Origin of the sequence: Nocardia sp. NBC_01377 (genome assembly GCF_045040005.1) — a bacterium.
Taxonomy (GTDB): Bacteria; Actinomycetota; Actinomycetes; order Mycobacteriales; family Mycobacteriaceae; genus Nocardia; species Nocardia noduli.
This window is the reverse complement of the sequence record NZ_CP109566.1, coordinates 7,559,478-7,585,649: the sequence shown is the minus strand read 5'-3', so window position 1 is coordinate 7,585,649 and position 26,172 is coordinate 7,559,478. Positions and strand designations below refer to the sequence as shown.

Below are 26,172 nucleotides of genomic sequence, written 5' to 3'. Positions count from 1 at the left end.
TGCCGCTACCAGCGACAATGCACCCATTGACCCTCAGAACGGAGCCCACGATGATCGCCCCGACACAACCGACCGCCCCCGAACGGGTCGAATTGGTGATCGGCGGTATGACCTGCGCGTCGTGCGCTGCCCGCATCGAGAAGAAGCTGAACCGGCTCGACGGCGTGACCGCGAGCGTGAACTACGCGACCGAGAAGGCCCGCGTCGACGTCACCGGTGACATCTCCCCGGAACAGCTGATCGCGACCGTCGAGCAGGCCGGTTACACCGCCGCGCTGCCCGCGCCGAAGGTCGACGCCCCGACCGAGGACACCGACGCGGACGACCCGAGCGCGGCACTGCGCACCAGGCTGCTGATCTCGATCGTGCTGACCGTCCCCGTCATCGCCATGGCGATGATCCCGGCACTGCAATTCGACAACTGGCAGTGGCTGTCGCTGACGCTGGCCGCGCCGGTCGTGGTCTGGGGCGCGCTGCCGTTCCACCGGGCCGCCTGGACCAATCTGCGCCACGGCGCGGCCACCATGGACACCCTGGTGTCGATGGGAACGCTCGCCGCGTTCGGCTGGTCGCTCTACGCGCTGTTCTTCGGCACCGCGGGAACACCCGGTATGAAGCACCCGTTCGAATTCACCATCGCGCGGATGGACGGTACCGGCAGCATCTATCTGGAAGCCGCCGCGGGCGTCACCACGTTCATCCTGGCCGGGCGGTATTTCGAGGCGAGGTCCAAGCGCAGGGCGGGCGCGGCGCTTCGGGCGCTGCTCGAACTCGGGGCCAAGGAGGTCTCGGTCCTCCGTCGCGCAGGTGTTTCTCAGAGCACGGGCGACTCTCACAGCGCAGGCGTTTCTCACAGCGCAGGCGTTTCTCACAGCGCAGGCGTTTCTCACAGCGCAGGCGACTCTCACAACGCGAGCGGCACCCACGACGCAGGCGGCCCTCACAAGGCTGGCGGCACCAACAGCGCAGGCGGCCCTCACAACGCGAGCAGCGCGGCGGACACTCCGACCAGTACCGACAGGCGGCCGAACGGCGCTGTCGAACAGCGTATTCCGATCGAACAACTGGCCGTCGGCGACGAATTCGTCGTCCGTCCCGGCGAGAAGATCGCGGCCGACGGCACCGTCGTCGAGGGTTCGTCCGCGATCGACGCGTCCATGCTGACCGGCGAGTCGGTGCCCGTCGAGGTCGGTCCCGACGACGCCGTGGTCGGCGCGACCGTCAATGTCGGCGGCCGGATCGTGGTGCGCGCCACCCGCATCGGCTCCGACACCCAACTCGCCCAGATGGCCCGCCTGGTCGAGGAAGCACAGACCGGCAAGGCCCAGGCCCAGCGGCTGGCCGACCGGATCTCCGGGATCTTCGTCCCCGTGGTGATCGCGCTCGCGGTCGCGACACTCGGATTCTGGCTCGGTACCGGCGGTTCGGTGGCGGCGGCGTTCACCGCGGCGGTGGCCGTGCTGATCATCGCCTGCCCGTGCGCCCTCGGGCTGGCCACGCCGACCGCGCTTATGGTCGGCACCGGGCGCGGCGCGCAACTCGGCATCCTGATCAAGGGGCCCGAAGTGCTCGAGTCGACGCGGCGCGTCGATACCGTCGTCCTCGACAAGACCGGCACCGTCACCACAGGCCGGATGACCCTGCTCGACGTGGTCGCCGCCGAAGGCGAGGACGTCACCGAGGTACTCGCCCTCGCGGGCGCGCTGGAGGATTCCTCCGAACATCCGATCGCGCGCGCGATCGCCGCGGGCGCGCGGGAGAAGACGGGCACGCTGCGCGCGGTCGAGGATTTCTCGAATATCGAGGGACTCGGGGTGCAGGGCGTCGTCGACGGGCACGCGGTGCTCGTCGGCAGGCCGCGGCTGCTCGCCGACTGGTCGCTGGAACTCGGGCCCGCACTGGAACACGCGCTGAACACGGCGCAATCCGAGGGGAAGACCGCGGTCGCGGTCGGCTGGGACGGTCGCGCGCGCGGCGTGCTGGTCGTCGCGGACGCGGTGAAACCGACCTCGGCCGAAGCCGTCGCGCAGTTGAAGGCGCTCGGTCTCACCCCGATCATGCTCACCGGCGACAACGCCGCGGCGGCCCGCGCCATCGCGGATCAGGTCGGTATCGACGAGGTGATCGCTGAGGTGCTGCCCGAGGACAAACTGGCGGTGATCACCCGGCTGAAGAGCGAAGGCAAGGTCGTCGCCATGGTCGGTGACGGCGTCAACGACGCGGCGGCGCTGGCGGGCGCGGATCTGGGTCTGGCGATGGGCACCGGCACCGATGTCGCCATCGAAGCCGGTGATCTCACCCTGGTGCGCGGCGATCTGCGGTCGGCCGCGGACGCGATCCGACTGTCGCGCCGCACGTTGGCCACCATCAAGGGGAACCTGTTCTGGGCCTTCGCCTACAACGTGGCCGCCATCCCGCTCGCGATGGCGGGCCTACTGAACCCCATGCTCGCCGGTGCGGCGATGGCGTTCTCCTCGGTGTTCGTGGTCAGCAACAGCCTGCGACTGCGCGGTTTCCGCTCCACCGCGAGCTGAGGAACCGGACAGGTGCGAGGGCCCGAGGAAGCCCTCGCACCTGTCGTCCGGCGCGTGCCCGTTCGCCGACGAGCGCGTGCCGGTGACGCGGGCGGGTTCGGACCCGCCGATACCCGACGGTCAACCCCTACCGCGGGTCGGCGGGTTCTTCCGAATCAGGGCTGGAAGACGACGCGGCCCACCGTGCGACCCTCGGCAAGCCTGGTCAGACCGTCGGGGACGTCGGCCAGGGCGAGTTTCGCCCCGATCAACGGCGCGAGCGCACCCGATTCCGCCAGCGCGGTCAGCTCGAGATGGCAGTCCCAGACCGACGCCGGATCCTTCTGCTTGTACAGACCCCAGTGCAGGCCGACGATCGAATAGTTCTTCACCAGCGCGTGATTCAGCGCGGGCGCCGGAATCCGGCCCGCGGCGAATCCGACCACGAGAATCCTGCCCTCGAAGGCGACGCATTTGGTGGACCGGTCGTAGCTGTCCCCGCCGACCGGGTCGTAGATGACATCCGCGCCGCGACCGCCGGTGGCCTCGCGCACCACGTCGACGAAATCCTCCTGGCTGCGGTCGACCACGATATCCGCGCCGAGTCCGCGCGCGACCTCGACCTTGTCCGGTCCGCCGACGACCGCGATCACCCGCGCGCCGACCGCCTTGCCGAGCTGGACCGCCGCGCTGCCGACCCCGCCCGCCGCGGCGTGCACCAGCAGCGTTTCGTCACGGCGCAGCGCCGCCCGGCGATGCAGTCCGAACCAGCCCGTCTGGTAGGCGATATGGAATGCGGCGGCCGCGGCGTCGTCGAGGGTCGGCGGGGCGGGCTGGGCGTCGGCGGCGTCCATCACGGCCATCTCGGCGAAACCGCCGTGCGGCAGGGACGCGGTGCCGATGACGCGATCGCCGACCGCGAATCCGGTGACACCGGAGCCGACGGCGACGATCTCACCGCATAGTTCGACACCGGGCGTGAAGGGCAGCTCCGGCCGGATCTGATAGTGGCCCCGGCACATCAGCACATCGGGGAAATTCGCGGCCGCGGCGAGTACCCGGACGACGAGCCGACCCGGTTCCGGCTGCGGATCCGGCAGATCGGCGAGTTCGAGCACGTCACCGGGTTCCCCCAGGCGCGTAATCTGCCAGGCTTTCACATCAATCTCCGTTCGATGGGGTTCAGGGCAGTCGATCCGGCGGCGACTGACTAAGCGCTTGCTTAGACCACTAGAGGGTGGCTCAAACCCGATCGGGCGTCAAGGGGGCGGCGGTCGCGACGGCCATACCGGCACCGATACGGCCCGCCGGATTCAGGAGGCCCGCGAACCGACGATCCGCAATGCCAGCGAGCGGTAGTAGGTCCCGATCCGTTCCGGGGTCCAGGTGCCGTCGTCGCGATACCACCGCGAGACGTCGACCCCGAGGGAAAGCAATGCCATGGTGGTCATCGCGATATCGGGAGTATCGAAGATCCCGGCGGCGACGCCGCGTTCGACGACAGCCCTGACCTCGGCCTCGATCGCACGACGGACCGCGGTGATCTCTTCGAGGTGATCCGGGGACAACGCCGTCAGCTCGTAATTGACGATGCGCGCCGTCTCGTGATGGGTGGCGTGGTGCTCGGCGAAACGATCGGCGATCGTCGCCAACTGCACGGCCGGGTCCGGCGACACCGCGACGGCGCCGCGCACCAGCCGCAACGTCTGCTGGTGACCGTCACGGGAGATGATGTAGAGCAGATCCTCTTTCGAGGGGTGGTGCACGTACAGCGCGGCCGGGCTCATATGCGCGGCGGTCGCGATATCGCGGGTGGTGGTGGCGTGAAACCCCTTACGCGCGAAGAACTCGACGGCCGCCGCGACCAACCTGGCACGCGCGTCGCCGGAATCCGCGTCGGTATTCGCGCGGCCCCTGGTCGCTCCGGGCATGACCGTCCTCCTTCCACGCACCGCGAGTCGCCGACGGAATCCGCGAGGCGGACCTGACCGATCACTCTAACGAGACGCGAACCCCCACCGCTGATCGCCGAGTCGTGGGCCGGGCGGACCTCGACGCGCCGATTCGCGAACCGGCCCCTCGACGGCAGCCGACCGAGCGCGACGCATCCGGACACGAAGACCCGCGAAATCGGCGGATCGAACCGTGCGTCGAGCCCGTCTAACGGGCGACGCGGCGGAATTCGGTGGTAGCCGCCCCCGGCCCCTCGCTGGCGATGATGCGCAGGCAGGCGTCGTGTTCGGACTCACCGGGGCGGCATTCGTTTCGTAGGCGCAGGACGGCTTTGGGCAGATCGATGCCCAGCACGTTCGACAGCCGCATCGCGTCGACCTTGGCCACGGAAACCCTCCTACGTCTCGAGAGAACGATGAATTCGAGACCGATTCGCTGACGAGGTACCCGGCCGACCGGTTGCTGAACCCTCGAATTCGGTCCGGTCCCGCACAGTAGTCGGGTTGCCGGAAGTTTCGCGGCTTCTCCAGCGAACAAGCCGGAATCCACGCTGATGAGCGATGGCATCGGCGCGCCGTCGTGCCGGGTTGTGGAGAAAGAGAGCGGATGACGAGATTCGAACTCGCGACCCTCACCTTGGCAAGGTGATGCGCTACCAGCTGCGCTACATCCGCACGCACTCGACGGGCATCCGATTACCGGAACCGCGTCATCGTGCGAACGTGAACTTTAGTCGACCACCGACGCAAACCGGAAATCCGCAGGTGAGAGCTCTCCTGCCGGGACGTGACCACCGGCTGCGTCGAAGGCGGGCGGCATGGGCGACATTCGTTCGGACCGATCGGCCAGGAGTTTGCCCGACGCGAATATCGGGCATAACCGACCGCGCCGACGCGACCGGGACGGGCGCGCGGCGGCACGGCGGGCGGCCCCGCGCACACCCGCCGCGCCCTCGAACGGTCATGCGGAACGACGGTCCCTGTGACAGAACTCTCCGGTCAAGGCATCTTTCGTATGACGACCCCGGTTATCGGGGCACGGGCTGCGCCGCACCGGAGAAAGCGTGCGCGTGATCGGTCGCCCACTCCGCGTATCGCCGCGGCGGCCGACCGAGCACCTGCCGCACATCCTCGGTGAGTACCGCGTTACCCCCGGCGCGGACATAGGCCTGTCCCGCCAGCGCCCCCTCCACGTATTCCGGCGTCATCCCCGCCGCGACCATATGCGCGCGTGCGTCCGACTCCTCGATATCGACGACCTCGATCCGGCGACCGAGAACCTCGGCCAGCGCGGCCGCCTGATCGGCGGCACCGAGCAGTTCGGGCCCGGTCAACGTGTAGATCCGCCCGGTGTGGGCCGGGGAGCGCAGCGCCTCGATGGCGACGGCCGCGATATCGCGCGGGTCGATGACGCCCTGGGTGCCCACACCCGTCAGGTTGGGAACCGACTGACCGGCGCGGATGGGGTCGGCCCAGCTCAGGGTGTTGGAGGCGAACGACGAGGGGCGCAGCACGGTCCATTCGAGCCCGCTCTCGCGCGCCGCGTTCTCACCGGGCAGGTGCCAGGTGCTGAAATCGCCGAGGCCGGGTTGGCCGGTGCCGATGGCCGACAGTTTGACCACGCGGCCGACTCCCGCCTCGCGGGCGGCGTGAACGAGGTCCCTGTCCACCTGCGCGTCGTCCGGGCCGAGTACCCCGACCAGGAACACCGCGTCCGCGCCTGCCATGGCCGCCGCTATGGAGGCCCGATCGTGGTAGTCACCCCGGACGACCTCCACCCCGGCCGGGACGTTCGCGCGCACGGGGTCGCGTGTCACCGCACGCACCCGAATATCCCGGGCCGAGGCCTGCCGAACGATCTCACTGCCGATGGTGCCCGTGGCACCGGTAACCAGAATCATGGTGACGAGCCTGGCCCCGGATTCCGGCGTTCTCTAGGAAATTTCGGCACGGACACCGAGGTCACCGCATGCCTACAGTGGTCGGGTGACCACCTTCGCGCCGCCGACCCCGGTACTCGCCGACGACCTCGTCGAACAGGCGATCTCCGCGCCGGAATCGCTGCGACCGTGGTTCACCGAACTGGCCCGCATCCCCGCAGGCACCGATCTCTCCGGCTCGTTCACCCACATTCCGCAGGCGGCGACCACGATCGTGCTGCGCTCGGAGACCGGCGGTCGTCGCGAGGCGCTGGTCATCGGTCCGCGGACCCGTGCGAGCTATTCGGTCACCGACCGGCCCGCGAGTTGCACGCGGGTGCGAATCGCGCCGGGCGCGGTCGGACAGTTGCTCGGGGTGCCCGCGGTCGAGTTGGCCGACCGGATCTTCCGCCTCGGCGAACTGCCGGGGGTCGCGACCGAACTCGCCGACGACCTCGCCGGGCTGGACGCAGACGAGATCTTCGCCTTCCTCGCGGCCGAACTGCCGAAACGGATCTCCGAGAACCGTGCCGTCGACGCCAAACGCGGTCTGCTGCGCGCGGCGACCGCGGCGCTGTCCGGTTCGACACCTGTCCACGCGTCGGCCGCCGAGTTGTCGGTCAGCGAACGTCAACTACGGAATCTGTTCACCGCCGAGATCGGGGTCTCCCCCAAACTCTTCGCCCGCATCGGACGCGTCCGCCATGTCATCACGCGGGTCGCGGGCACACCGCTGGCGCAGATCGCCGCCGACAGCGGTTACTACGACCAATCCCATATGGCGGCGGATTTCAAGGCGCTGATGGGGGTGGCGCCGACCGGATTCTTCCGTGGCGATCTGCCCACACCGACAATGTGTGCGAACACCCCGCGACCGGGCGGCGCCTACTCCCGTTCCTCGCGGGCGGCCTTCGCCGCTGCCCGTTCCGCGGCCTCGGCGGCGTCCATGGCGTCGGCCTCCTCCAGGGTCGGCGCGCTACCACCGAGGCGGGCGGGCACCCAGTAGGCGCCCGGCTCGTGTGCGTAGTCCTTCTGGAGATCGGCGAGCAGCCCCTGCATGGTGACGCGCAATTGCGCGGTGAGTTCGGCGGCGGGTTCGTAGGGCGGGATCGGCGCGCCCACCGCGATGGAGATCGGAGTATTGGTGCGGCCCAGTCGCTTCGGGAACCCCTTGGTCCACACCCGCTGCGCGCCCCAGATCACGATCGGGATGATCGGCACGTCGGCCTCGATCGCCATGCGGGCCGCACCCGACTTGAATTCCTTGATCTCGAAACTGCGGCTGATCGTCGCCTCCGGATACACCCCGACCAACTCGCCGCGACGCAGGTAATCCACCGCGGCCTTGTAGGAATCGGCGCCCGCGCCACGGTCGACCGGAATATGCTTGAGCGCCCGCATGATCGGGCCGGAGACGGAGTTGTCGAACACCTCCTTCTTGGCCATGAAACGGATATAGCGCTTGGGGGTGCGGACCGGCAGACCGGCGTAGGTGAAGTCCATGTACCCGGTGTGGTTGACCGCGAGCACGGCACCACCCGAGGCGGGGATATGTTCATCACCCACAACGGTGAACTTCAGGCCTTCGGCGAAGAAGACGGTCCGGGCCAGCCCGATGATCGTGCGGTATACGGGTTCCACAATTCCGCTAGCGTAGTCGCAGACCGTCCCCCTCCGGCAGAGGCGTCGCCACGGACCGGAAACGGGAATGTCTTCGACCCCGGTATTCAACGAAAGAGGATCGTCGAAGTGGAACGCGCCCGACCGCTATCGCGTGAGCACGACCGAACCGCGCGATGTGGCCCCGGCGGATTATCCGTCCTCGCGCGGATGACGGTGATCGGCGGCGTCGCGGTGACCGCGCTCGTGCTGACCGCCTGTGATTCGGTCTCCGGTATCCCCGTCGATGATCCGGCCCCGGTGCGCACCGAAGCGATCAGCACCCCGTCGGCCGCGGTCCCGACGACGCAGGCCCCGACCACCGTCGCGCTGCCGCCGCCGCCCGAGGACGCCCCGCCGGTCGGCGAGGTGCCCGGACTGCCCGACGCCGCGGTCGCCGTGCGCCGCTGGGCCGCCGACCTCGAGACCGCCACGAGCACCGAACTCCAGGCCAAATGCTGGAATATGGCTCCGGCCAACGTCGCCGGGATGTACCAGAGCAAACAGACGATCTTGAGCGCGCTCGCCCTGCCGGGGACCGTCAGCGCGGACACCGTCACCTGGAAGAGCCGCGCCACCACCGTCACCGTCGAACGCGATCTCCTCCACACCGGATACGCCTGTCCCCGGGTGTTTCCCGCGGGCACCGAAATCCGCTACAACGACGCCGATGCCAGGCATACGGTGCGCCGTTACCTCGCTCGATTCGTGGGCGAACCGCTCGACGCGGCCGACAAAGAGGGTGACTACCCGCTGGTCTGCAAGGCCGCCGCGGCGACATGGGATCCGCAGGACACCGGGTCGCCGACCCGCGCGCCACTGGCGAACAACCCGGGTAGGCTCACCGGTGTCACCGAATTCGACGGTCAGGAAATCAGCTCCGACCAACTCGGTGCCGAATACATCACCGTCGACGTGCCGGTCACCGATTCGACCGGAACAACCAAGACCCGAACGTTCACCTTGGCCCAGGGTCCGGACGGCTACTGCATCGGAGATATCTCGCCGTAGCCCGCCCGGAGGCGGCGACCTGCGTTTCCACGCGGGGAACTACCCTTGATGGCTGGTTAACGGTCAGGAGGAAAACAGCTCGTGCAGATCACCAGCGTCGGACACGCAGGCTTCCACATCCGCACCGCGGCCGGGTCGATCCTCTGCGATCCCTGGGTCAATCCCGCGTACTTCGGGTCGTGGTTTCCCTTCCCCGACAACACCCAGCTCGACTGGGACGAGCTGGGCGATTGCGATTTCCTCTATGTCTCCCACCTACATCGCGATCATTTCGACGCGAAACATCTCGTCGATCACGTCAACAAGGACGCGACGGTCCTGCTGCCGGACTATCCCGTGCCGGACCTGCGGCGAGAATTGGAGAAGCTCGGCTTCCACCGGTTCTTCGAGACCGATAATTCGGTCAAACACACCGTCACCGGACCGGGCGGCGATATCGACATCATGATCATCGCGCTGCGCGCGCCCGCCGACGGACCGATCGGTGACTCCGGAATCGTCGTGTCCGACGGCGAGACCACCTGTTTCAACATGAACGACGCGCGCCCGGTGGATATGGACGGCCTGCACGACGCGTTCGGCCATATCGACATCCACCTGCTGCAGTACTCCGGCGCCATCTGGTATCCGATGGTCTACGACATCCCGGCCAGGACGAAATCCAATTTCGGCAAGCAGAAGCGTCAGCGCGGAATGGATCGGTCGCGCAGTTATATCGAGCAGGTCGGGGCGACCTGGGTGGTGCCGTCGGCCGGTCCCCCGGTTTTCCTCGACGACGAATTGCGCTACCTCAACGACGATCGCGGCGACGAGGGCAACATCTTCCCCGACCAGGCGGTATTCCTGGAGCAGATGCGCATTCACGGCAACGAGGGCGGAATCATGATGATTCCGGGTTCGGTCGCCGACGTCCGTGGCGCCGAACTCGAACTCACCCACCCGTTCGACCCCGGCCTGATCTACGACAACAAGGCCGAGTACATCGAGAAGATGGCGCACCGTCTGGCTCCGGTCCTCGAGGCGGAGAAGGCGGCGTGGATCACCGGCGACGGCTCGCTGCTGGAACCGCTGCGCGAACTGTTCGAGCCGATCATGGCGCAGTCGGATCTCATCTGCGACGGCATCGGCTACCCGGTCGGCCTGGTCATCGGAGCGGAGACCGTCGTCCTCGACTTCCCCGCGCGGGTGGTGCGCGCGCCGATCGAGGGTGAGGGCAAGTACCGCTACGGTTTCCGGATCGCGCCCGAACTGGTGCGCACCGTCCTGCACAACAACGAACCCGACTGGGTGAATACCGTATTCCTGTCGACCCGCTTCCAGGCGTGGCGTGTCGGCGGCTACAACGAATTCCTCTACACCTTCTTCAAATGCCTCACCGACGAGCGGATCGCCTACGCCGACGGCTGGTTCTCCGAGGCACACGACGATTCCGCGTCGACCGAATTGGCGGGCTGGGAGATCCAGCGCCGGTGCCCGCATCTGAAGGCGGACCTGTCCAAATTCGGTGTGATCGAGGGAAATACCCTCACCTGTAATCTGCACGGCTGGCAGTGGGATCTGGAATCGGGTCGCTGCAAATCCTCCAAGGGCAACGAACTCCGCTCGCGCAAACTCGTACCGTAGATCCGCCCTCCTTCGGCCGGGCCCTGGCCGAAGGAGTTCTCCACATGCGAATCAGGCGGTGATCTCGCGAATCATGCGGCGATCTCCCTGGTCAGGCGCGACGACCACGGACACCAGAAGCATCCGGGCAGGAACGGGCCGCAAGCCTCATCGAGGTGGTCTTCGACGTAGGTGATGCTCGAGTCGCAGACTTCGATCGCCATGGTGAAGAAGGTGATCGTGTCCGGGTCGAGGTGGAAGTTCCAGCCCGGGTTGTAGTCCACCATCTGCTTGCGCAGACGGCCCATGACGTGGATCGACATGGTTTCCTCGCCGGACAGGATGCGGCGCGCTTCGGAGATACGTTGCTCGTTGTTGAGCCGGATGATGAATTCTTTGCCCGAGTAGTCGGTGAATGCGAAGTCCGCCATGAATTCCCCTGTTCGAAGATTCGGTGGGTAGATCATTCGGTGTCGATCATTCGGTGGTCATGGAACGAGCATCGATGCCAGACGAGCATAAGGGCAGCCGGGGCATCCGGCGATGATTTCCGCATGGAAATTGCTGCCCTACAACATAATTGGAAAAATGGTTGGTTTCGACCGAGACAACCGGCGATGCGAATGCCGATCAGCCGAGAGTGCGCGCGTGACTTCCGTTGCGCTCGACAATTCGCGACCGCCGCGACGGTTTGACCGACGAGATCAATTCACGTACCGCGATAGCACCACGCGCAACGGGCGCGGCGACCCTTCCCTCGACGTCGATCAGGACGCCCGACGGTGTACCGCGGACCCGGTACCGGAGCGCGACCTCGTTTCCCTGCTGAACCAGCGCCGGTATCTCACCGAGCCCCTGCTCCACACCCCAGGCCGCCTGCTCGGCGGCATCGCCGTTGCCGAGCACCACGATCGACAGCGCGTCACGTGCGCGCGCCTGCCAGCGCGGCAGCTCCCGCGCCAGGGCCGCGCACATCTCGCAGCCCGGATGCACGAAGACGAGCAGGATATGCGCGCGCCGCGCCAGCAGCGATTCCAGGCTCGTCCGCTCGCCCGCCGGATCGAGCAGTTCGAATTCCGGGGCGACGGCGCCGACGGGAAGACCTTCCGCCCCGAGCGTCGACAGCGCCTGCTGATCCAGACGCCTGCGCAGGCCCGCGACCGCGCCGACCAACCACGTCAGCACCGCGGCGAGCACCGCGAGAATCGCGAGTCCGACCACGTCCTGCGCGGGCAGTCCGGCGGGCACCCAGGGCCGCGCGATGGAACCGACCACGACCAACAGCACCAGCGCGGTCAGAACCCCGTTGCGCACGAGCGTCATCCGGCCGATCGGCGTCGGACTCAACGCCCCGAAACACGAACAGGACGGATGCTCACCGGCGCGCAGCAGACGTGCCACCGCGCCCGTGAACACCACGAGCAGCAGTAGCGCCGCCACCGACGCGGCGACCGCCGTCCACGGCGGCAGCACCGCGACCGCCACCGACGCTTCCACGATGGGCAGCGCCACCGCCACCGCGGGCGCCCACCGTATCGGCACGCCGAAATCGGTAACCGCCGTGCGTGTTCCGACCCGATCCACCGCCTTTCCCCATGCCGAGAGTCCGAAGACCACACCGACCAACAGCCGCGAAGCCCACACCCCGTATTCGATCAGCATGAGCCGCACCCTTACATACCGCAGGCCGCGTGAACCGCTATTCCGGGAGAACGGGAGTCCCCGGCGCGCGTCGCTCAGGCAGCGGCGGGCGCACGGCGGCCGCCCGCGATCACGACCGCGACGAGGGTCAGGGCGCAGCCGAGCGCCGTCGGCACCGAGATGCCCGCCGAGGTCGGGGTGAGCAGGTCGAGCACGAGCGCGGCGGCGAGTTGTCCGGCGACGGAGGTGAGGCCGAGCAGCAGCACCCCGACCCAGCGCACGACCAACGCCGCGAGGGCGATGAAGGCGACGCCGATCAGCCCGCCCAGATAGAGCCACGGTTCGGTCGGCGGATCGACACCGCGACCCGAGGTCGTCAGCAGTACGGACTCCAGTGCGAGGAGAGCCACTATCCCGACGGCGAAATTGGTGAGTGTCGCGGCGAACGGACCGCCGACCGCGCCGACACGGCCGTTGACCGCCTGCTGCCAGGCCAAGCCGACACCCGCGAGCGCGGGCAGCGCGATCAGCAGGCCGACGGGCAGTCCGCGCAGGGAGTCCGGCAGGGCGAGTGCCCCCGAGGTCCCGTGCGAACGTCCCGCGCCCGCGATCAGCACCGCACCGATCGCGACGGCCGCGCCGACCAGGCGGAGCGCGGTGACGGGCGTTCGTCCACTCGGACCGATTCCGAGGCGATCCACCACCAGACTGCTCAGCAACTGTCCCGCGACAGCGGCGACGGTGAACGCGGTGACGCCGATCGCGGCCACCGTCAGTCCCTGACAGGCGACGAACAGCGCGCCGCACAGCCCGCCGAGCAACTGCCACGGGCGCAGCGTCCCCGCGGCGAGCGCGCCGCGCACCCGGCCCATCGCCGCGCGCAACCGTCCACTCAGCGCGAAGGCGACGAGCAGAACCAGCAGTCCCGACCCGAAACTGATGGTGGCGGCGGCGATTCCATCGTGCAGGCGGGCCCCGAGCGCCCCGTTGATCCGCCCCTGCACCGCGACTCCGGCGCCGATGCAGAAACCGCAGACCAAACCCGATGTGCGCCGCGCATCCACCAACGCACGGTACCGGGTCACCGGGCCGGGGCTTTCGCCCCGGCTATCGGCGCCCGCCGCGACGCGGGAGCCAGGCGGGGGTGACCAGTGCGATGACCAGCATGACGACGCCGAGCAGGGCGACCGTCGTCGACAGGGACAGCCACAGGGTGGCCAGCGCGACGAAACCGAAGACGGCCAGGGCCACCACCTCCGAGAGCAAGCCGGATACGGAGGTGACGGTGGCTCGGGCCGGACCTTCGATGGCATCCTGCAATCGGGCCTCGGCGACCACTTCGGCGTTGAAGACGATTCCGTAGGCGATGCCGATGGCGACGAAACCCGCGCCCGCCAGCGGATAGACCACAGCGGGATGCCGCGCCGCGAGTCCGGCGGCCAGCGCGCCGCCGATGAACAAGACACCGCCGATCACCAGCGCGATCGCCATGGTCCGGCCCGACATCGCCTCGGTCCGTCCGGCCAGCAGTGAACCGGTGAGCGAACCCGCCACCGTGACGCCCACGAACAGCGGCACGATCGCCGTCGACACACCCGCCGTCTGCGCGAGCAGGGCGAAATACTCGTCGTAGGCGGTCACACCGTAGATCAGCGCGCCGAGCAGGACGCCGTTGCGGACGTGGCGTACCCGCATCGATTCGCCGATTCCGGCGCTCAGCATCGACCGATACCGCGTGAAGACCCGGGGCTCGCGACCACCGATGCCGGGAGCACCCGCCGCCACGACCCCGCCGGGCAGCGAAGGGACGGGTGGCGCGTCGTCGTCGAATGCTTCGACATCGGCCGCCGACACCGCCTTGGGCGCGCTCGGCAGGGTCAGGGCGGTCAGGCAGTGCAGCCCGGCCACCGCGACGCTCGCCCAGCCGACCAGCGGATAACCACCCCAGGCGTACAGCGGGGCCGCGGCGAGGATGGCGAGCACCACGGCCGATTCCTGAGCGGCCCTGGCGTATCCCATGATTCGGGGATAAGCCGACGACGCGCCCGCGGCGGTCAACTCGTCGTAGACAAGCGCCTCGAAAGTGCCGGACTCCAGCGCGCCCGCGATACCCCAGACCACGAAACCCACCGCGAACCCGAGGAAACCCGGTGCGACGGTCCACACCGTGAATCCGGTGCACATCAACAGCGCGGCGAGTATCAGCATGGCGCGGCGCGACACCGTGTCGGCCCACGCGCCCGACGGCACCTCGAGGACGAAGGCCGTCAGCGACCACATCGCCAGCAGCAGCGAGATCTGCGCCGTGCTCAGCCCGTGGTCGGCGAACAGCAGCGCGTAGAGCGCGTAGAGCGGTATGAGGTCACGCGAACCCCGGAAGAGGATCGCGCGCACGGCGAGGCCACGTACGCCGTGGCTTCGACCCTTCAGCAGGGCCGTCAAGGCATCGGCGGATCAACAGCCGTAGAAGAGCAGACGCATGTACCGAGCTTGGGCTGCCGCGCGGACGACGTCAAGCGATTATCCGAGCGGAAGCCAGCCGTTGGCGGCGTGGCGCGAATCGTCGTCGAGTTCTCGGTCCGAGGCGCCGGGACCGACCCGGCCCTGACCTTCGTTCAGGTCGCTGATCAGCGCCGACACCGGATGGGAATCGCTGTAGTGGTATCCCTGCGCGAGTGCGAAACCGAGTTCGGTCAGCACTGCCGCCTGGTATTCGGTCTCGACGCCCTCCGCGATCACCTGGAGATCCAGCGACTTGCTCAACGCGGCGATGACACCGAGCAGTGGCGGCGCGGGCGAATCGGAGCGGATCGCGGCGACGAAGGACTGATCGACCTTGAGAATGTCACTCGGCAACGTGGCCAGCCTGCTGAGCGAGGAATATCCGGTGCCGAAATCGTCGATCGCGATCCGCACCCCACGGTCGCGCAGGGTGTGCAGATTCGCGATGGCCGTCTGGGATTCGGCGGCAAGCTCGCTTTCGGTGACCTCGAGGACGAGTTGATCGGCGGGCCAGCCGGTACTGGCGAGAATGCCCGCGACGCGGTCCGCGTACCCGGATTCGGCCAGTTCCAGCCCGCTGACGTTCACGTTGAGGGTCAGATCGAGCTGGGCGAACGTGTCCTGTAGTCGCGCGGCGTCGGCGCAGGCGCGGCGCAGCACGAGTTCGTCCAGATCCGAGATCAGGTCGTATTCCTCGGCGACGCGGATGAGCCCCTCGGTGGTGACGTCCGGCTGCGCGCTCGACGACCAGCGCAGCAACGCCTCCACGCCGACCGCCTTGCCGCCGCCTTCGGTCAGGCTGACAATCGGCTGGTAGTGCACGTCGAGCGCGCCGGTGTCGATGGCCTCGCGCAGTTCCACCGCGAGCGGCAGCTGCCGGGAGGATTCGAGCACGGTGCGGTTGCGTCCGGCCTGCTTGGCCCGGTAGAGCCCGACATCGGCACGGCTCACCAGCAGCGACCCGGACTCACCCGGCTGCCAGGAGGTGACACCGGCCGAACAACCGGTGGTGACCGCGGCGCGCAACTGCTCGGTGAGCAGGATCGCGGCCTGTTCGGTGGTGTTGGGCAACAGCAGCGCGAACGCGTCACCGCCGTAGCGGGCAAGTCGCTGATCGGGGGTGAGCAGTTTGGCCCAGGTGTCGGCGACCCGTTGCAGGACCGCGTCACCCGCGCGATGTCCGAGGTGATCGTTGATCTTCTGGAAGCGATCGAGGTCGACCAGGACCAGCGCGAGGCCCTGCCCGGAACGGGTGGCGAGTTCGATCGCGGAATTCAACGCCCGGTCGAATCCGCGCCGGTTCAGCAGGCCGGTGAGCACGTCGATATCGGCTTCCGACGCCATCCTGGTCAGGATGCCGACCACGACGCCGACGCCGAAGGTGACACCGGCCGGAATCAGCCCCGACCACCACGGCAGATCGCGGGTCGGCAGGACGAGCAGGCAGAGCAGCATCGCGAACGCCAGATGCGCGGCCGCCTGCGACCAGCGGAAGAACAGCGCGGCGTCACAGGCCACGAAGACGTAGAAGGCGGCGAGACTGATCGCCCCGGTGGTATTCGGGAACGAATGGATCGCCACGGTGATGAGCACCGTGGCGATGGCGACGTAGGCGTGATGGATACCGTGCGGCATCCGCGGACCCCATACGAGCAGCGTCGATCCCAGCACCAGCGCTACCGCTGCCGCTATCGCCACCAGCGGTCGATTACCCTCGTCTCCCGGGGCTACGGCCGTGATGAGCAGGCCGAGCACACCACCCATGACGTAGAACGCCCCGGTGGTCCGAGCCATGACCATTGCCGTCGCCAACGCCGATGCCGCCCGCACCCGGGTTCGGGTATCGCCGCGCGCCCCGATTCCTCGCACGGGGAACAGCCTAAACACAACGCATCTCGTCGGTTGCCACATCCCCGTAATCCGACACGGCGAACAGACAGCTATTTACCTCCCGGTCACCTGGGAGGCGTCAGCACCTCGGTGCCGACGAACGGCACCAGCGCCGCGGGCACCCGCACCGAACCGTCGGCCTGCTGGTGGTTCTCCAGGATCGCGACGATCCAGCGCGTGGTCGCCAACGTACCGTTCAAAGTGGCTGCGATCTGCGGTTTTCCGTTCTCGTCCCGGTATCGGACGGCCAGGCGGCGGGCCTGGAAGGTCGTGCAGTTCGAGGTGGAGGTGAGCTCGCGGTAGGTCCGCTGGGTGGGAACCCAACCCTCGCAGTCGAACTTGCGGGCCGCCGAACTGCCGAGATCGCCCGCCGCGACGTCGATGATGCGATAAGGCACCTCGACGGCCGCGAGCATCTCACGCTCCCAGCCGAGCAGTCGCTGATGTTCGGCGTCGGCCTGGTCGGGTGTGGTGTAGACGAACATCTCGACCTTGTCGAACTGGTGCACCCGGATGATGCCCCTGGTGTCCTTGCCGTAGCTGCCCGCCTCGCGCCGGAAACACGACGACCAGCCCGCGTACCGCTCGGGGCCGCCGCTCAGATCGAGGATCTCGCCCGAGTGGTAGCCCGCCAACGGCACCTCCGAGGTGCCGACGAGGTAGAGATCGTCGTCGGCGAGGTGGTAGACCTCGGCCGAATGCTGTCCGAGGAATCCGGTGCCCGCCATGATCTCGGGCCGCACGAGAACCGGCGGGATCATCATCGTGAAACCGTTGGCGACCGCGCGCTGCGCGGCCAGTTGCAGCAGGCCGAGCTGGAGCAGGGCACCGTATCCGGTGAGGAAGTAGAACCGCGAGCCCGACACCTTCGCGCCGCGTTCCATATCGATGACACCCAGCGACTCGCCCAGTTCCAGGTGGTCCTTGGGTTCGAAATCGAAATCCCTTGGCGTACCGACGGTTTCCAGGACGATGTAATCGTCCTCGCCGCCGGCGGGCGCGCCGTCCTGCACCACGTTGGAGATGGCGCGGTGCGCGGCGTCCAGGTCGGCGTCCGCCGCGCTCTGGGCGACTTCGGCCTCCTTGACCTTGACCGACATCTCCTGCGCCCGTGTGAGCAGGGCCGGACGTTCCTCCTTGGACGCCTTGCCGACCAGCTTGCCCATGGACTTGTGCTCGGCACGCAGATTGTCCGCCGCGGCCACGGCCGCACGGCGCGACGCGTCGGCCTCGAGCAGGGCGTCGACGAGGGCCGGGTCTTCACCGCGGGCGCGCTGCGAGGCGCGGACCGCTTCGGGGTCTTCCCGCAGGAGTCGGAGGTCGATCATGGGTGATCAGCCTAGTGGGCGCGGTATCGCGGTTTCACGCCGATATCGGTGGTACCGGGGCGCCGACCGCGCGGAGCGCGCATAGTGGGCCTGTGGGCACGACTTTCGACGAAACCACCATCGACGACGCCGTGGCGGATCTCGCGGCGGGCGAGAAAGCGTGGGCGCAGACCTCGCTCGGCAAGCGCGGTGAACTGCTCGACCTGATCCATCGGCGGACGGCCCGTTTCGCCGAGGACTGGGTGCGCGCGGCCAGGACCATCAAAGGCCTTGACGCGGGATCGCCCCTGGTCGGCGAGGAGTGGATGTCGGGTCCGCTCGCGATGTTGCAGGCCACCGCCGCCCTCTCCGCGACCGTGTCCGCGCTCGACAAGGGCCGCAGTCCGATCGACGGCATATCCCTCGGCAGCGCGCCGGGCGATCGGGTCGCCGTGCCGATCCTGCCGCTCGACTTCTACGACCGGTTACTACTCAGCGGCTTCCGCGGCGAGGTCTGGCTGCGACCGGGGGTCGACGCCGACACCGCTCGCCGCAAAGCCGGACTCGCCCAGCTCGATCCCACAGCGACCGGCGGGATCGGTGCGGTGCTCGGCGCGGGCAACATCACCTCGATTCCGCCGCTGGACGCGCTGTACGAACTGTTCGCGCGCAACCGGGTGGTCGCGCTCAAACTGAATCCGGTCACCGACCCGCTGTTCACGGTGTTCGAGATGATCTTCGCGCCGCTGCTCGAACTCGGCGTGCTGCGCATCCTGCTCGGCGGCGCGGAAGCGGGCGGCTACCTGGTCGGTCACCCCGCTATCGCGCACGTCCACATGACCGGCAGCGCGCAGACCCACGACGCGATCGTGTGGGGTCGCGGCGCCGACGGCGAGAAGCGCAGGAAGAGCGGTGAGCCGCTGCTGCGCACGCCCATCACGAGCGAACTCGGCGGCGTCTCCCCGACCATCGTGCTACCCGGGGACTGGTCCGAGGCCGATCTGCGCTTCCAGGCCGAACACGTCGCCACCCAACGCCTGCACAACAACGGCTACAACTGCGTCGCGACACAGACCGTCGTGATCGCGCGGGACTGGCCGCAGAAGCGCAGGTTCCTCGACGAACTGCGTACCGCGCTCGAACTGGCGCCCCAGCGCGCCGCGTACTATCCGGGCAGCGACGGCCGGGTCGCCGACGCGCTCGCCGCGTATCCGGGAGCCGAACGGCTCGGGCAGGGTCGGGTGCTCGTCTCGGATCTGCCGCGCACCGGAACCCCGCTGCTGCGCACCGAATACTTCGCCCCCGTGCTCGGTGTCGTCGAACTGCCGTATTCGGGCGGCGATTTCCTCGCCCGCGCGGTCGATTTCGCGAATACCGAGCTGACCGGCACGCTCGGGGCGAACATCATCGCCGAACCCACCACGATCGCCAGACTCGGCATCGCCTTCGACCGAGCGCTCGAGCGGCTGCGCTACGGCACCATCGCGGTGAACGCGTGGACCGGACTCGCCTTCCTGACCCCGCGCGCGGCGTGGGGCGCCTTCCCCGGCCACACCATCGATGACGTGCAGAGCGGAATCGGTGTCGTACACAACGCCTTCCTGCTCGATGACGTGGAACGTACCGTCGTGCGCGGCCCCTTCCGGCCCGCTCCGCGCTCACTGTTCTCGGGCGAGCTCGCGCTCTCGCCCAAACCGCCGTGGTTCGTCACCAACACCACCGCCGCGCAGACCGGGCGCAAACTGACCGAGTTCTACGCGGGATCCGAACCCGTCCGACTGCCCGGCCTGTTCCTGTCCGCGTTCCGTGGGTGACGGGGCATACCGGGCGACGGGCCGGATCACACCAGGTCGTGGCACCGGGGCACAGACACTGCCATGATGGACCGCGATGTCCTCCGACGATGAGCCCCAGGATCCGCAGATGCCCGTGCCGTCTTCGGGCGACTCGCCGCGTGGCGAGTCGTTCCCGCAGTCACTGATCATCGACCGCCAGTCGGTCAGACACCTGTCGGCGTCGAAGCTGCGCTGGGTGCTGCTCGCCGTCGCCGTGGGCGCGGTGCTCGCGTCCCTGGTCGGGCTCTTCGTCACCGGATTCGACAACGAGAAGGGGCTGGAGGCGCACAATCCTGGCGCGCCCGTCCAATCGGTGCTCGACAAGGAATTCGGCACGGCGGCACGGGGCGACTGCCTGAGCTGGTCCAAGCCGGATCGTTCCGATCTGGTCAAGGTCGCCTGCTCGAACAAGCACCTGTTCGAGGTGGCCGCCGATATCGATATGAGCAAGTACCCGGGTGTGGAATTCGGCCCCGGCTCCCGGTTCCCGGATTCGCTGCGGCTGACCGAGCTGAAAGAGGAGCACTGCGTCCCCTCGGTCCAGCAGTACATGGGCGGTCGTTTCGACCCGCGCGGGAAGTACGTCGTCGGCCTGATGTACCCGAGCCCGGACGGCTGGAAGCACGGGGACCGCACGCTGCGCTGCGGTGTGCAGTACTCGGGCAGCTCCGGCACCCCGCTCGCCGCGTCGGGCAGCGCGGCCGACCACGATCAGTCCAAGGTGTTCGAGCCGGGCACCTGCCTGGGCATCAACCAGAATCTGCCGACCGATCCGGTCGACTGCGCCCAGGCGCACGCGGTCGAGATCATCTCCACCGTCGACCTGGCGGCCCGCTTCCCCGGCGGCCCGCCCGTCAAGGAAGAGCAGGATCGTTTCGTCGAAGAGGAGTGCACGAGGGCGGTGACCGACTATCTCGGTTCGCCGGACGCGGTCCGCAACAAGACGTTGACGCTGTTCTTCGATTATCTGGACGCGCGCAGCTGGCTGGCGGGCAGCCGCAAACTGGACTGCATGATCGGTAAGGGCACCGACCGTGAGGGTTTCGCGCCGATCATCGGTTCGGCCAGGGGCGAGATCCTGATCAACGGTCAGGCGCCGGTGCCGCCGCCGAATTCCGGACGCTCCACACCCACGCCGCTGCCGGGGGCCGCGCCGTTGCCGCCACAACCGCAACCCAGGTAGACATGCCGGTTTCCATGTCCGAGAACCGGTTCGAGGAACTGGTCGGCGACGCGCTCGATCTGATCCCGCCGGAGTTGACCAGGGCCATCGACAACGTGGTCGTTCTTGTGGAACCGCGCGATCCGGACGACCCGCATCTGCTCGGGCTGTACCACGGGATCGCGCTGACCGAACGCGACAGTCATTACGGCGGAGCGCTTCCCGACACGGTGACCATCTACCGCGACGCGATCCTGGAGATCTGCGACGACGAGAATCAGGTGGTCGAAGAGGTCGCGATCACCGTGATCCACGAGATCGCACACTATTTCGGCATTCCCGAGGAGCGCCTGCACCAGCTGGGTTGGGGCTGATCCGCGACCGTCGTGAGCGGATTTCCTGAGCCTTGCCCGGCGCGGCGGTACCCGCCGACCGCACTCGACGCGCGGCCGGTCTTGCGAGTTCGCCCGCGGCTGGGCAAGATCGCAAGGAAATAAGGGGATTCGATGGAACCGATCGCGTAGCTGTCGCGTCCTATCACTCGAAGGGGGAATTCTCGTGGTTCCGCCCCATCGCCGCCACTAGAAGGAGTCGAGTCATGGTTGGCCTGGTAAACATCTCACCCGAAGTCGTTCTCGCCGCCGCCGCCGAGCTCGATCTGCTGGCCGAGCGGCTGGGGGTCGCCGCCGCGCTCACCGCACCGGCGACACATGTCATCCCTTCCGGTGCCGAGGAGGTGTCGTGGCTCGCCGCGAACCACCTCAACAGGGCCGCGGGCACCCATGACACGGCCATCGCGGCCGCCCAGCTGGAACTGCACCACGCGGCCGCGACCCTGCGGATGCAGTTGGCCACGCACGTCGCCGACGACACCCTCAAGTCGGGTGTCATGAACGGGATCGCCGGAACGATCGGCGCGTAGGTCCGTGGGTCACCGTCCACGCGGTGACCACGACGACCACAACCGCCGAGCACAAACACAAGGGGAGACAAGTACATGACCGCAGGAATGACCGGGGTTTTCTGGCTGCCCCGCATGGCCGAATGGAATTCCACGGCCCTGAACACGGGCGCGCACGCGATCCCGATCTCGGCCGCCGCCACCGCGTGGGGCGGGCTCACCGCGGCATGGGTCGACGCGACCGCGACGACGACCCGCGTCATGGCCGAACTCGGCATCGGCATGCAGGGCGTCAACGGTATCGCCGCGCTGTCGCGGCTCGTCGGCTTCACCGGGTGGTCCGAGCAGCAGGGCATGATGGCCGCGGCCATGGGGGCGAAGGCGGCGGCCAACGCCACCGCGTACACCGTCGCCTCGATCGCCATGCCGAGCCTTCCGGAGATCGTCGCGACCAACGGCGCCGTCGTCGCGTCCGCGAATCCGGCGGGCGCGGTGTCGGGCACGTTCGAAGCGGCCGAAATAGCCAAGAACGCGATGGATTTCCGCGCCGCGATGGTGATGGAGGTCTACGAGGCCCAGACCAGCGCGATGGTCGCGACGCCCGGCGAATTCTCCACGCCGCCGCCGATCGCCAACGGCGCGGGCACCGCCGACGCGGCGCAATCGCCCGACTCCGCCTTCGGCAGTGATCCGGTGCAGGCCGCGGTCGGCGCGGCCCTGTCCGCCGTCAACAACCCCGCTCTCGCCAACGCGGCCACCCAGGTCGCCAATGTCGCGGGCTCGGTCGCCAGCGGCGGCGTCGGCACCGTGGGAAATCTCGGCGCGCACGCGATCTCCGCGGTCGGCAACGCCGTGTCCACCGGCGGCCCGGCCCCTTCGGCGCCCTTGGTCGGCGGACTCGGTTCCTTCGGCTCGCCGTCCGGCGAGGCGTCGACCAGGTCCGCGGGATCCGGGGTGTCGGTCAACCTGCACAACGGTTCGCTCAAACTGCCCGAGGGCTGGGGTTCGGGTGGCTCGATCGGCTCGACGCCCGCGGCGGCCCCGATCGGCGAGACGACCGTCACCCGCGGCGACGCGACACCGGTGCGTTCGGCCACCTCGTCGGGTAGCCCGCTGCTCGGCAACGCCAGGAGCGAGCGCGACGAGGAGAACGAACACAAGTCCGCCGATTACCTCGACGACGACCTGTTCAACGACGGCCGCTCCGTGGCGGACGGCGTGATCGGCGCCTCCGGGACGGCTCAGTGACGATTCTGGGTGAGGGCCGCGGCCCATCGATGCTCGGTGGCGTCCTGTTGTCACTCGACGAGATGCAGTTCCTCATGGAGGAATTGCAGACCGACGAGATGCCCGTCGTGCTCCAGGCGGTGGGTCGATACGACAACCAGAACGACCACGACGTGGCGATGAAAGCGGCCGCCCAGTCGCTCGTCGATCGGGAATTACTGATCGACGGTGCGGTACATCAGGAACTCGAAGACCGCCTACGGACGCTCAACCGCCCCCACTGGGTGCTGGCGCTGCGGCTCGTCGTCGAGGGACAGGTGAGTCGGATGTGTCTCGCGAAGGGCGACGACCTGGTTGTCGTCGCCCTTCGCGGGCCCGATTCGTATGCCATCGACGAGGTCCAGGAAGATCTGCCCGGCCCGATGATCGCGGCCCTCGGTGCCGCCGAACCACTCGAACTGACCGGGATGAACGCTCGAACCGATCTGCTCGCACCGATTTTCGAGGACACCGGGGACAGCGCGGCCACCGCGAACCGGCTCGCGAAGGTCGGCAACCCCGCGCGTGACGCACAGGTTCTCGCCTCGGCACTGGTCGAGATCCGTTCGCACGTGCAGATCTCCGGCGTGGTGTACGGCGACGGCACCCGCGATATCGCAGACAATCACATCGCCGTCTTCAACACCAGGGGCGGACGGTTCATCATCACCGCCAGCGTCGCCGACGACGGCACGAAATGGTCGTCGATCAGCAGCGGCACGAACGCCCGTCTGCGCCAAGCCCTGCTCGATCTGATCGACTCCCTGCCCGAGCGGGCGGATTTCCCGACCGACAAGGCCAAATCCGTCTGAACGTCAGCCCATCGGGTCGTCGGGGGCCGGTGCCACTTCGAAGGTGAACGGTGGGACGAATCGGCCCCACCGCAGGCATTCCCAGCCACCGTCGACCCGGGGGGACAGTTCGATGGTCTCGGTGTTGTCCAGATGGTTGTTCGTGGTGAACGGGGGGGTGACACCCGCGATACTGCGGGCAACCAATCGCATTGCCGCGCCGTGGGTGACGAGCACGACGTCACCCACGTCCGCACCCGCGAGGTACTCCGCGCGCACGTTCTCGATCACGGGCAGGAACCGCGCGAGCACCTCGTGACCGGACTCGCCGCCGGGAGCGCGCTGCGCCAGATCACCGTCGTGCCAGGACCGGTAGATCCGCTGGAAGATCTCGTGCGCCTCCACGTCACCGCTGCCCTCCATATCGCCGACCTGCACTTCGTACACCCCGTCGAGGACCGAGGCCGCCACGCCGGTGGTGGCTTCGATATAGCCCGCGGTTTGTCTGGCGCGCAGCGCCGCCGAGGAGAACAGGGCAACCGGCGGCGCGAGCAGCGACGAACCGAAGGTCTTCGCCTGTGCCGCACCACGTTCGGTCAACGGGAGCCCGGGCACCCTGGTGTCGAGAATCTTGGCGACATTTCCCTCGGTTTCGCCGTGCCGGACCAGAATCAACTTGCCGTTCACAGATCCGCCACCCCCTTTCGCAATTGGATCAGCCATTCCGCGCCGGCTTCGTCCGACGGCGGCGGTGTACCGGTGGCCGAGGTCGCCGGCCAGGAACCGAGGTATCGGATCCTGCCCGCTGTTCGGTGCAGCGCCTTGAGCGCCTCGGCCACCGCGGTGTCATCGATATGTCCCACACAGTCCAGGTAGAAGCGATAGGTTCCCATCCCCGTGCGGGTCGGACGGGATTCGATTCTGGTCAGGTCGATCCCCCTGGTGGCGAATTCGGCGAACGCGCGCATGAGCGAACCCGGCTCGTTGGTGAGTTCGAGCACGATCGAGGTCCGGTCGGCGCCGGTCGCTGCGGGCGCCACCCTCGGGCGGGTGACCAGGACGAAACGCGTGATCGCCTGCTCGTGATCGGCGACACCGGAGGCCAGGGCCGTGAGACCGAGCCGTTCACCCGCCAGGGCGGTAGACACGGCCGCGTCGGCGCGTCCGGCGACCACATCCTCGGCAGCGGCCGCGTTGGACGCCGCGGTGAAGATCTGCGTGTCCGGCAGGTGCAGGGAAACCCAGTCGCGAACCTGCGCGCCCGCGACCGGATACGCGGCCAGCAGCCGCACATCGGCGAGCGTGGTGCCGGTCCCGGCCAGGATGGTGAAACTGACCTCGAGTTCTGTCTCGGCGACGATCTGCAATCGCGGCCCGATCGCCAGCGAATCCAGCGTCGCCGAGATGGAACCTTCCACCGAACTCTCGATCGGGACCACCGCACCCTCGACGCTTCCGGATCGGATCAGGTCGAGCGCACCGCCCTGACTCGGCGCGGTCACCCGTTCCACGGGCGCGTCGAAGACACCCGCCGATTCGAACTGGGCGAGCGCCATCTCGGTGAACGTTCCTGACGGTCCGAAGTACGCGATTCGGGGCACAACTACGAGATTACTGGCGCGACGGGTGGGCGCGTGGCGAGTGGATGCCAGGAAATCCCGATCAGCCGATCTCCAGCACGGTCAGGGCCGCGATCACCGCCTCGGCGGCCTCGGTCTTCTCGGTCTCGATAGCGAGCAGAACCCCGCGCAGCGCCTCGACGGCGGGTGGTTTCAACGCGGTCAGGAACGCGATGTCGGGACGGGCCATGGCGAGGCGGATGTCCTCGCCGCACAGCGCGGCCACGGTCGCCGCGACGATGGCCAAGGCGCGTTCGCCGGAATTCGTGTGTGCCACGAACCCGGTGTCGGTATGGACGATGCCCGCGAGGAAATCCGCGATCTCGGTGTCGGGACGATCCGCCGACAGACGCGGAACTCCGGGCAGCGCACCGGAACCGGTGTCGCACACCAGACCCCGCACCAGACTGCGCCGCGCGGGCGCGGTCAGCGAGATCAGCACGGGTTCACCCTCGGGACCGTGACCCGTTTGCGCGCCGTTCACCACGGGGTCAACGGTAGCTTGCCGCGCACGGCGCGACGGCACCTCCATCGCCCGTCCGTGACCCACACCGGGGGAACTTCCGAAATCCGTTCGGCGCGAGCGCTTGCGGAACCCCACC

The 26,172-nt window shown here is 68.2% G+C and carries 23 protein-coding genes, 1 tRNA gene and 1 pseudogene; 10 read left to right on the top strand and 15 right to left on the bottom strand.

Features of this window, described 5'->3' with window-relative positions:
- Positions 1–50: 50 nt before the first annotated feature.
- Positions 51–2,534, top strand: coding sequence for a heavy metal translocating P-type ATPase (locus OG225_RS34975; RefSeq protein ID WP_405179039.1), 2,484 nt, complete (start codon positions 51–53; stop codon positions 2,532–2,534).
- Positions 2,535–2,689: 155 nt separating this feature from the next.
- Here OG225_RS34975 and OG225_RS34970 read toward each other — a convergent pair whose 3' ends face one another.
- The 5 genes from OG225_RS34970 to OG225_RS34950 all read right to left on the bottom strand — a co-directional run bounded on the left by OG225_RS34970 (position 2,690) and on the right by OG225_RS34950 (position 6,366).
- On the bottom strand, positions 2,690–3,673 hold the full coding sequence (locus tag OG225_RS34970) for an NADPH:quinone oxidoreductase family protein (protein WP_405179038.1): 984 nt from the start codon (positions 3,671–3,673) through the stop codon (positions 2,690–2,692).
- Positions 3,674–3,826: 153 nt separating this feature from the next.
- Entirely contained in the window at positions 3,827–4,444 is a 618-nt protein-coding gene (locus OG225_RS34965; RefSeq protein ID WP_405179037.1) for a TetR/AcrR family transcriptional regulator, read from the bottom strand.
- A 229-nt stretch (positions 4,445–4,673) separates the two neighbouring features.
- Positions 4,674–4,853, bottom strand: a complete 180-nt coding sequence (locus tag OG225_RS34960) for a hypothetical protein (RefSeq protein ID WP_109522876.1) — start codon at positions 4,851–4,853, stop codon at positions 4,674–4,676.
- Between the two features lie 214 nt (positions 4,854–5,067).
- A tRNA-Gly gene (locus tag OG225_RS34955) sits at positions 5,068–5,140 on the bottom strand.
- A 353-nt stretch (positions 5,141–5,493) separates the two neighbouring features.
- A complete protein-coding gene (locus tag OG225_RS34950) occupies positions 5,494–6,366 on the bottom strand; it encodes an NAD(P)H-binding protein (protein WP_405179036.1) in 873 nt (290 codons plus the stop codon).
- 85 nt (positions 6,367–6,451) lie between these two features.
- Here OG225_RS34950 and OG225_RS34945 point away from each other — a divergent pair.
- Positions 6,452–7,204: pseudogene (locus OG225_RS34945) on the top strand (helix-turn-helix domain-containing protein); the annotation flags it as partial.
- A 65-nt stretch (positions 7,205–7,269) separates the two neighbouring features.
- On the opposite strand, the gene OG225_RS34940 reads toward OG225_RS34945, so the two are convergent.
- On the bottom strand, positions 7,270–8,025 hold the full coding sequence (locus OG225_RS34940; protein ID WP_405179035.1) for a lysophospholipid acyltransferase family protein: 756 nt from the start codon (positions 8,023–8,025) through the stop codon (positions 7,270–7,272).
- Between the two features lie 189 nt (positions 8,026–8,214).
- Here OG225_RS34940 and OG225_RS34935 point away from each other — a divergent pair, with 189 nt between their 5' ends.
- Positions 8,215–9,054 (top strand): hypothetical protein, encoded by an 840-nt coding sequence (locus OG225_RS34935; RefSeq protein ID WP_405179034.1) that lies wholly within the window; start codon positions 8,215–8,217, stop codon positions 9,052–9,054.
- 81 nt (positions 9,055–9,135) lie between these two features.
- The gene (locus OG225_RS34930; protein ID WP_405179033.1) at positions 9,136–10,677 is read left to right on the top strand and encodes a Rieske 2Fe-2S domain-containing protein; all 1,542 of its coding nucleotides are present in this window, start codon (positions 9,136–9,138) and stop codon (positions 10,675–10,677) included.
- A 71-nt stretch (positions 10,678–10,748) separates the two neighbouring features.
- On the opposite strand, the gene OG225_RS34925 is transcribed toward OG225_RS34930, so the two are convergent.
- The 6 genes from OG225_RS34925 to serS form a co-directional block, all read right to left on the bottom strand.
- Positions 10,749–11,087 (bottom strand): calmodulin, encoded by a 339-nt coding sequence (locus tag OG225_RS34925; protein WP_405179032.1) that lies wholly within the window; start codon positions 11,085–11,087, stop codon positions 10,749–10,751.
- Between the two features lie 199 nt (positions 11,088–11,286).
- Complete coding sequence (locus OG225_RS34920; protein WP_405179031.1) at positions 11,287–12,318, bottom strand: TlpA family protein disulfide reductase; 1,032 nt, start codon at positions 12,316–12,318, stop codon at positions 11,287–11,289.
- 74 nt (positions 12,319–12,392) lie between these two features.
- Positions 12,393–13,361 carry a DMT family transporter gene (locus tag OG225_RS34915; RefSeq protein ID WP_405179030.1) on the bottom strand — a complete coding sequence of 323 codons (969 nt, stop codon included), beginning with the start codon at positions 13,359–13,361 and terminating at the stop codon, positions 12,393–12,395.
- Between the two features lie 43 nt (positions 13,362–13,404).
- Complete coding sequence (locus OG225_RS34910; protein ID WP_405179029.1) at positions 13,405–14,739, bottom strand: MFS transporter; 1,335 nt, start codon at positions 14,737–14,739, stop codon at positions 13,405–13,407.
- Positions 14,740–14,817: 78 nt separating this feature from the next.
- A complete protein-coding gene (locus OG225_RS34905) occupies positions 14,818–16,668 on the bottom strand; it encodes a bifunctional diguanylate cyclase/phosphodiesterase (RefSeq protein WP_355089247.1) in 1,851 nt (616 codons plus the stop codon).
- A gap of 86 nt (positions 16,669–16,754) precedes the next feature.
- Positions 16,755–18,017 (bottom strand): serine--tRNA ligase, encoded by a 1,263-nt coding sequence (gene serS, locus OG225_RS34900; protein ID WP_216917230.1) that lies wholly within the window; start codon positions 18,015–18,017, stop codon positions 16,755–16,757.
- Positions 18,018–18,109: 92 nt separating this feature from the next.
- Here serS and OG225_RS34895 point away from each other — a divergent pair, with 92 nt between their 5' ends.
- From OG225_RS34895 to OG225_RS34870, 6 genes are all read left to right on the top strand, one after another.
- Positions 18,110–19,810, top strand: coding sequence for an aldehyde dehydrogenase family protein (locus tag OG225_RS34895; protein WP_405179028.1), 1,701 nt, complete (start codon positions 18,110–18,112; stop codon positions 19,808–19,810).
- Positions 19,811–19,886: 76 nt separating this feature from the next.
- Positions 19,887–21,014 carry a septum formation family protein gene (locus OG225_RS34890; RefSeq protein ID WP_254190778.1) on the top strand — a complete coding sequence of 376 codons (1,128 nt, stop codon included), beginning with the start codon at positions 19,887–19,889 and terminating at the stop codon, positions 21,012–21,014.
- Between the two features lie 2 nt (positions 21,015–21,016).
- Positions 21,017–21,367: a metallopeptidase family protein gene (locus OG225_RS34885; RefSeq protein WP_216917232.1), complete on the top strand. Its 351-nt coding sequence runs from the start codon at positions 21,017–21,019 to the stop codon at positions 21,365–21,367.
- Between the two features lie 224 nt (positions 21,368–21,591).
- Entirely contained in the window at positions 21,592–21,915 is a 324-nt protein-coding gene (locus tag OG225_RS34880) for a PE domain-containing protein (protein ID WP_405179027.1), read from the top strand.
- Between the two features lie 75 nt (positions 21,916–21,990).
- On the top strand, positions 21,991–23,142 hold the full coding sequence (locus tag OG225_RS34875; RefSeq protein WP_405179026.1) for a PPE domain-containing protein: 1,152 nt from the start codon (positions 21,991–21,993) through the stop codon (positions 23,140–23,142).
- Positions 23,139–23,972, top strand: a complete 834-nt coding sequence (locus OG225_RS34870; protein WP_405179025.1) for an ESX secretion-associated protein EspG — start codon at positions 23,139–23,141, stop codon at positions 23,970–23,972. Before OG225_RS34875 ends, OG225_RS34870 begins: the two co-directional genes overlap by 4 nt.
- A gap of 3 nt (positions 23,973–23,975) precedes the next feature.
- On the opposite strand, the gene OG225_RS34865 is transcribed toward OG225_RS34870, so the two are convergent.
- From OG225_RS34865 to OG225_RS34855, 3 genes are all read right to left on the bottom strand, one after another.
- Positions 23,976–24,638, bottom strand: coding sequence for a histidine phosphatase family protein (locus OG225_RS34865; RefSeq protein WP_405179024.1), 663 nt, complete (start codon positions 24,636–24,638; stop codon positions 23,976–23,978).
- Positions 24,635–25,552, bottom strand: a complete 918-nt coding sequence (gene pheA / locus OG225_RS34860) for a prephenate dehydratase (protein ID WP_405179023.1) — start codon at positions 25,550–25,552, stop codon at positions 24,635–24,637. Before pheA ends, OG225_RS34865 begins: the two co-directional genes overlap by 4 nt.
- 61 nt (positions 25,553–25,613) lie before the next feature.
- On the bottom strand, positions 25,614–26,057 hold the full coding sequence (locus OG225_RS34855; RefSeq protein WP_405179022.1) for a hypothetical protein: 444 nt from the start codon (positions 26,055–26,057) through the stop codon (positions 25,614–25,616).
- Positions 26,058–26,172 lie beyond the last annotated feature (115 nt).